At 68.7% G+C, this 6912-nt stretch carries 9 protein-coding genes; all 9 read left to right on the top strand.

Annotated features, from left to right (window positions below):
• Positions 1 to 74: 74 nt before the first annotated feature.
• The 9 genes from ccmA to ACFX4F_RS18555 are packed head-to-tail and all read left to right on the top strand — an operon-like array spanning position 75 to position 6837.
• On the top strand, positions 75 to 704 hold the full coding sequence (ccmA, locus tag ACFX4F_RS18595) for a heme ABC exporter ATP-binding protein CcmA (protein WP_100553020.1): 630 nt from the start codon (positions 75 to 77) through the stop codon (positions 702 to 704).
• Complete coding sequence (ccmB, locus tag ACFX4F_RS18590; protein ID WP_089236201.1) at positions 701 to 1396, top strand: heme exporter protein CcmB; 696 nt, start codon at positions 701 to 703, stop codon at positions 1394 to 1396. The genes ccmA and ccmB overlap by 4 nt, the downstream gene beginning before the upstream one ends.
• Positions 1397 to 1439: 43 nt before the next feature.
• On the top strand, positions 1440 to 2204 hold the full coding sequence (ccmC, locus tag ACFX4F_RS18585) for a heme ABC transporter permease CcmC (protein WP_380657723.1): 765 nt from the start codon (positions 1440 to 1442) through the stop codon (positions 2202 to 2204).
• Positions 2201 to 2386, top strand: a complete 186-nt coding sequence (gene ccmD / locus ACFX4F_RS18580) for a heme exporter protein CcmD (RefSeq protein WP_099821182.1) — start codon at positions 2201 to 2203, stop codon at positions 2384 to 2386. The genes ccmC and ccmD overlap by 4 nt, the downstream gene beginning before the upstream one ends.
• Positions 2383 to 2844, top strand: coding sequence for a cytochrome c maturation protein CcmE (ccmE, locus tag ACFX4F_RS18575; protein ID WP_380657721.1), 462 nt, complete (start codon positions 2383 to 2385; stop codon positions 2842 to 2844). The genes ccmD and ccmE overlap by 4 nt, the downstream gene beginning before the upstream one ends.
• The gene (locus ACFX4F_RS18570; protein ID WP_380657719.1) at positions 2845 to 4764 is read left to right on the top strand and encodes a heme lyase CcmF/NrfE family subunit; all 1920 of its coding nucleotides are present in this window, start codon (positions 2845 to 2847) and stop codon (positions 4762 to 4764) included.
• Positions 4765 to 4773: 9 nt separating this feature from the next.
• Positions 4774 to 5391 (top strand): DsbE family thiol:disulfide interchange protein, encoded by a 618-nt coding sequence (locus ACFX4F_RS18565; RefSeq protein WP_025876469.1) that lies wholly within the window; start codon positions 4774 to 4776, stop codon positions 5389 to 5391.
• A gap of 4 nt (positions 5392 to 5395) precedes the next feature.
• Positions 5396 to 5854 carry a cytochrome c-type biogenesis protein gene (locus ACFX4F_RS18560; RefSeq protein ID WP_099821233.1) on the top strand — a complete coding sequence of 153 codons (459 nt, stop codon included), beginning with the start codon at positions 5396 to 5398 and terminating at the stop codon, positions 5852 to 5854.
• Positions 5855 to 5868: 14 nt separating this feature from the next.
• Positions 5869 to 6837: a tetratricopeptide repeat protein gene (locus ACFX4F_RS18555; protein ID WP_380657726.1), complete on the top strand. Its 969-nt coding sequence runs from the start codon at positions 5869 to 5871 to the stop codon at positions 6835 to 6837.
• The last annotated feature ends 75 nt before the right edge of the window (positions 6838 to 6912 follow it).

The following is a 6912-nucleotide window of genomic DNA, read 5'->3' as shown; positions in this document are numbered from 1 at the left end:
CCCCCCCCCCCCGCTACCGGGTCACATTCACCGCTACAATTGCCGCCGCACTCCCGCATGAAGACCCCTGCGCCTTGAACACCCCTGCATTGCTGGCCGCCAGCGGCCTGAGCTTCTCCCGCAATGACGAGCCGGTGTTCGGCCCGCTGGACTTCCACGTGGATGCCGGCGAGGCGCTGCTGGTGCAGGGCGGCAATGGTGCCGGCAAGACCACCCTGCTGCGCGTGCTGTCGGGCCTGGCACGCCCGGGCGCGGGCCAGGTGCTGATCGACGGCAAGCCGGCCAGCAACGCCGAGCGCGCGCGCTATGTCGCCTACCTCAGCCACCTGCCTGCCCTGAAGCCGGACCTGGACACGCTGGAGAATCTGCATTTCCTGTGTGGCCTGCACGGCCGCCGCGCACGGCAGATGCCGGGCAATGCGCTGGCCATCGTTGGTCTGGCCGGCTACGAGGACACCCTGGTGCGGCACCTGTCGGCCGGACAGAAACGGCGGCTGGCGCTGGCCCGCATCTGGCTGTCGCCGGCCCCGCTGTGGCTGCTCGACGAACCCTATGCCAACCTCGACCTGGAAGGCATCAACCTGGTCAACCGGATGATTTCCGCACACCTGCGCAGCGGCGGCGCCGCCCTGGTCACCACCCATGGCGCCTATGCCGCGCCGCCGGTACGCACCCGCCAGCTCGATCTGGGCGGTGAAGCATGATCGCGCCGGGCACTGAACCGGGCCTGTGGCAGACCGCCCGTGCCCTGGTGGCGCGCGACCTGCGCCTGCTCTGGCGCCGCCGCGGCGATGCGCTGCAGCCGGTGCTGTTCGCCCTGCTGGTGGTGGTGCTGTTCGCCCTCGCCCAGGGCCGCGACCCGCAGCCGCTGGCCGCCACCGCCGGTGCGGTGCTGTGGTTGGCGGTGCTGCTGGCCGGGCAGCTGGCACTGGATTCGCTGTTCCGCTCCGATGCTGAAGACGGTTCGCTCGAACAATGGCTGCTGGCGCCGGTGCCGCTGGCCTGGCTGGTGCTGGTGCGGGTGCTGCTGCACTGGGCGACCACCGCCCTGCCGTTGATCCTGCTGAGCCCGCTGCTGGCGGAAATGCTGCATCTGCCGCATGACCAGCTGCCGATGCTGCTGGCATCGTTGCTGCTGGGAACACCGTTGTTGAGCCTGATCGGTGGCGTGGTCGCTGCACTGACCGTGGGCATCCGGCGCTCTGGTATTCTCGTGGCGTTGCTGTCGTTGCCGTTGTACGTACCGGTGCTTGTCTTCGGTGCCGGCAGCCTGGCGGCAGCCAGCCGCGGACAGGATCCGGTCGGTGCGCTGCTCATGCTGGGCGCCGGGCTGGTGATCGCCCTGGTGCTGGCACCGCTGGCCACCGCTGCTGCGATCCGTATTTCTCTGAGTTGACCGAGCTGAGAGCCAATCCACCCCTGCTGGATAGCCGCCACGCATGAATCCGATCGTCCGCTGGTTCCATCAACTCGGTTCGCCCCCGACCTTCGATCGTTTCGCCTCACGCTGGTCCCGCGTGTTCTACGCCGCGGCGGTTCCTGTGCTGCTGATCGGCCTATGGCAGGGCCTGTTCGTGGCACCGCCGGAACAGAACCAGCACGATGCCTTCCGCATCATCTACATCCATGTCCCCAGCGCCTGGATGAGCCTGTTCGCGTTCGCGCTGATGGCTGCCTACGCCGCCATCGCGCTGATCTGGCGCATCAAGATCTGCGAGATCCTGGCGATGGCCTGTGCGCCGATGGGTGCCGGCTTCACCCTGATCACCCTGCTGACCGGCAGCATCTGGGGCAAGGGCACCTGGGGCACCTGGTGGGACTGGGACCCGCGCATGACCAGCGAGCTGATCCTGCTGTTTCTGTACCTGGGTGTGATCGGCCTGTACCACGCCATCGAAGACCGCCGCAGCGCCGCACGCGCGGCCGGCCTGCTGGCCATCGTGGGGGTGGGCCTGCTGCCGATCATCCGCTATTCGGTGGACTGGTGGGGGGCGCTGCACCAGCGCCAGTCAATCAACGTGTTCGGCGAGAACGCGGTGCGGCCGGAACTGATCGCCCCGCTGTGGTGGATGGTGGTCGCCACCAAACTGTGGTTCGTCGGCTCGCTGCTGGCCAAGGCGCGTGCCGACAACATCGCGCGCGAGGCCGGCAAGGCCTGGATCGGCGAGCGCTTCGGCACCGCGGATGGGGAGGCACGGCAATGACCCACCTGCCCTACCTCATCGCTGCCTTCGCGGTGTTCCTGCTGGTGCTGGGCGCCGATGCGCTGGGCTCATGGCTACGCCTGCGCAGCGCCCGACAGCTGGCGCAACGCCGCCAACAGCGGCTGCAGGCGCGTGGCAACGCGGCGGCACAGGCGCCGCTGGCCACCGAGCTCAGCCGATGACGCCGGTACAGCGACGCCGCATGATCTGGGTGCTCCTGCTGCTGCTGGCCTCCGCGCTGGCGACCACCCTGGTCGCCTTCGCCCTGCAGCGCAACATCGCCTACCTGTACACGCCTTCGGAAGTGCTGCGCGGGGACGTCGATGCGCAGTCGCGCTTCCGTCTGGGCGGCATGGTGGTGAAGGGATCCTTCGATCGGCCCAGCGGCTCGCTGCAGGCCCACTTCGTGGTCACCGACGGCGATGCAACGCTGCCGGTCAGCACCGACCGCATCCTGCCGGACATGTTCCGCGAGGGCACTGCGGTGGTCGCCAGCGGCCGCCTGCAGGACGGCACCTTCGTCGCCGACGAGGTACTGGCCAAGCACGATGAGAACTACGTGCCCAAGGAAGTGGCCGACAAGATGGGCGATGCGCATCGCAAGCACGATGTGCCGGTCACGGCGCCCGAGGTGCGCTGAGTGCTTCCCGAATTCGGCCAGATCCTCCTGCTCTGCGCGTTGCTGGCCTCGCTGCTGCAGGCCGTGTTGCCGCTGGTCGGTGCGCAGCGCGGCAACGACGCATGGATGTCGGTTGCCCGTCCGGCGGCCTTTGCCCAACTGGTGCTGCTGGCCGGCGCCTTCGCCGTACTGACGGCAGCCTTCGTGCAGCAGGACTTCTCGGTGCGTTACGTCGCCGAAAACTCCAACTCGCTGCTGCCGCTGATCTACCGCTATTCGGCGGTGTGGGGGGCGCACGAAGGCTCGCTGCTGATGTGGGCGCTGGTGCTGGCGCTGTGGACCGGCGCGGTGGCGCTGTTCTCGCGGCATCTGCCAGCACCGGTACAGGCGCGCGTGCTGGCGGTGATGGGCGTGGTCAGCGTCGGCTTCCTCGCCTTCCTGATCTTCACCTCCAACCCGTTCCTCCGCTTGAACCCGGTGCCGCTGGAAGGCCGTGATCTCAACCCGCTGCTGCAGGACCCGGGGCTGATCATCCATCCGCCGATGCTGTACCTGGGCTACGTCGGCTTTGCGGTGCCGTTCGCCTTCGCCGTGGCGGCACTGCTGGAAGGCCGCGTCGATGCGCGCTGGCAACGCTGGACGCGGCCCTGGACCAACGTCGCCTGGGGCTTCCTCACGCTGGGCATCGCGCTGGGCAGCTGGTGGGCGTACTACGAGCTGGGCTGGGGCGGCTGGTGGTTCTGGGACCCGGTCGAGAACGCCAGCTTCATGCCGTGGCTGGTTGGCGCGGCGCTGATCCATTCACAGGCGGTGACCGAAAAGCGCGGCACCTTCGGCAGCTGGACGCTGCTGCTGGCCATCGCGGCATTCGCGCTGTCGCTGCTGGGCACCTTCCTGGTCCGCTCCGGCGTGCTGACCAGCGTGCATTCGTTCGCCGCCGATCCCTCGCGCGGGTTGTTCATCCTGATCTTCCTGTCGGTGCTGGTGGGTGGCAGCCTGCTGCTGTATGCGCTGCGTGCGCCGCGGCTGGCCGTGGATGCCGGCGATCCGCGCCGTGGCTTCACCGCGACCTCGCGCGAAACCCTGCTGCTGGCCAACAACCTGCTGCTGGCCAGCGCCTGCGCGATGGTCCTGCTCGGCACGCTCTACCCGCTGCTGGCCGATGCGCTGTCGCTGGGCAAGATCTCGGTGGGTCCGCCCTACTTCGGCAGCCTGTTCCTGCTGTTGATGGCACCGTTGGTGATGCTGCTGCCGTTCGGTCCGCTGCTGAAGTGGCAGCGCGACCAACCCTCGCGCGCACTGGCAGTGCTGTTGCCATGGGCGGGCCTGGCCGTGCTGCTCGGCGCCTGGGCCTGGTGGCAGGCGCCGCAGAATGGCTGGAAGGCCGGTATCGGCGTCGCGGCCGCAGCCTGGGTCGGCCTGGGCACCGCCCGTTTCGTCTGGCAGCGCCTGCGTGGCAATGGCCGCTTCACTGCCGAGATGCTTGGCATGATCGTCGCCCATGCCGGTGTCGCGGTGTTCCTGGCCGGCGCGCTGTTGGTGGAAGCCTTGAACGTGCAGCGCGAAGTCGCGCTGTCACCGGGCCAGCAGGTGGTGGTCGCCGGCCACGAAGTCCGCTTCGAGGGCGTGGACCACCGCGAAGGCCCCAATTTCATCGCTGACCGCGGCCATCTGCGGGTGCTGCGCGAGGGTCGCGAACTGGCCCTGCTGCATCCGGAGAAGCGCCAGTACGCCAGCGGCGGTCAGGTGATGACCGAAGCCGGCATCGATGCACGCCTCAGCGGTGATGTCTACGTGGCATTGGGCGAGCCGCTGGGCAACAATGCATGGGCGGTACGGGTGCACATCAAGCCCTTCGTGCGCTGGATCTGGCTGGGCGCGCTGTTGATGGCCCTGGGCGGATTCATCACCGCCGCCGATCGCCGCTTTCGTCGTCCGTAGGAGTTCCCCATGTCCGAGTCGCCCGCCCCACGCCCTTCCCGCCCGCTGCCGCCGGTAGCCATCGTGATTGGCGTCCTGTTCTTCTTCGGCCTGCTTGGCCTGATGATCTACGGGGTGATGAAATCGGGCGATCCGCAGCGCGATGTGCTGCCTTCGGCACTGATCGACAAGCCGGCGCCGGCGTTCGCGCTGCCGGTGCTGCATGACCCGCAGATGATCGTGCGCAGCGAAGAGCTGCGTGGTGCGCCCTACCTGCTCAACGTCTGGGGCAGCTGGTGTGCGGCCTGCCGCGAAGAACATCCGGTGCTGACCCGCTTCGCCGAGAGCAAGCGCGTGCGCGTGATCGGCTACAACTGGAAGGATGAACCCACCGACGCGCTGCACTGGCTGGAACAGCTGGGCAACCCGTTCATGGTCGTACTGAGCGACATCGAAGGCCGCACCGCCATCGACTGGGGCGTGACCGCAGCACCGGAGACCTTCCTGGTCGATGGCAGTGGCATCGTGCGCTGGAAGTACAGCGGTGCAATGACCCAGCAGGTGGTCGACGAGAAATTGATTCCGGCGCTGGAAAAGCTTGAAAAGGCCCAGGGCGATGCCGGCAACACCCTGCACGCCTCGCCGTAAGCGCATGCGCTGGCTGCTGCCGCTGCTGCTGGCGATGACCCTGGCGCTGCCGATCGCCGGCCTTGCCCAGCAACCGGTGCATGATGCGCGGCCGCTGGTGTTCCGCGATGCGGCCGAGGAAGCGCGCTTCCACGACCTGGCCGCGCAGTTGCGCTGCGTGCAGTGCCAGAACCAGTCATTGGCCGATTCCAATGCGCAGATCGCCCAGGATCTGCGCCGTGAAGTGCTGCAGTTGATGCAGCAGGGCCTCGACGATGCGGCGATAAAGCAGTTCCTGGTCGCCCGCTATGGCGAGTTCGTGCTCTATCAACCGCCACTGCAACCGGGCACCTGGCTGCTGTGGGGCGGTCCGCTGCTGGTACTGGGTGGCGGCGCGCTGGTGGTGATGGGCATCGTCCGTCGTCGCAGCCGGCAGATGGATGCATCTGCTGCAGTGAACCCAACCGAGGGAGAGGACTGGTGACGTACGGGTTGCCGATGGTCGCCGCAGTGGCCGCTGCGCTGTTGGCGGCTATGGTGCTGTGGCCGCTGCGCCAGCAAGGCCGTCGCAGCTTCGTGCTGGGGGTGGTGGCACTGGGCGTGGCCGGTGCCTGCCTGTACCTGCTGGTTGGCAATCCCCGCGCCGCACAGGTGCAGCCTGCGCCGTCGGTCGCCACCCTGCGTGACGGCGTAGAAGCACTGCAGCAGGCGTTGCAGCGTGATCCGCAACGCGCTGATGGCTGGGCGCTGCTGGGCCGTTCGCAGGCCGAGCTCGGCAACGCCGCCGCTGCGGCCGATGCCTTCAACCGCGCCGCAGCCCTGGCGCCGGACGAACCGGGCGTGCTGGTCGAGGCCGCGCAGGCACGCGCGCAGGCCGACCCGGGCAAGCAGTTCGATGACACCGCGCTGGCATGGCTGCAGCGTGCACGTACCCTGTCGCCCGATGCCGAACGCGCAAGCTGGCTGCTTGGCATCGCGCTGCGCCAGCGCGGACGCAACGCCGAGGCCGCCGATCTCTGGAGCACGCTGCTGCCTCGCCTGGAGCCGGGCGCGGCGCAGGCGCTGCAGGCGCAGATCGCCATCGCCCGTGACGCGGCCGGCCAGCCGGCGGACGCACCGGCAACTGCACCGGCGCTGCTGCAGGTGCGGGTGCACCTGCCCGCATCGTTGAAAGCAAGTGATTGGCCGGCCAGCACCCAGGTGTTCGTGCTGGCGCGCGCGGTGGGTGGCCCGCCGATGCCGGTGGCTGCACGCAAGCTGCCCTTGGCCAGCTTCCCTGCAACGGTCGGCCTCGGCGACGGCGACAGCCCGATGCCGACCGCACCGCTGTCGGCGCATCGCGAAGTGGAAGTACTGGCGCGCATTTCGCGCAGCGGCAGCGCCAACCGCAGCGAAGACGACCTGCAGACCGCGCCGGTCAAGGTCAGCCTGCCGCATGACGGCGTGGTCGAGTTGCGGTTCCCGTAACGTACCCGCGCCGCTGCGCTCGCCGGGCATGGCCCGGCGCTACCCACGCGCACCACCGGTAGCGCCGGGCCATGC

This window comes from Stenotrophomonas sp. YIM B13575, assembly GCF_042787595.1.
In the GTDB taxonomy this organism is placed as follows: domain Bacteria; phylum Pseudomonadota; class Gammaproteobacteria; order Xanthomonadales; family Xanthomonadaceae; genus Stenotrophomonas; species Stenotrophomonas lactitubi_B.
This window is presented reverse-complemented; position numbering and strand designations above follow the sequence as displayed.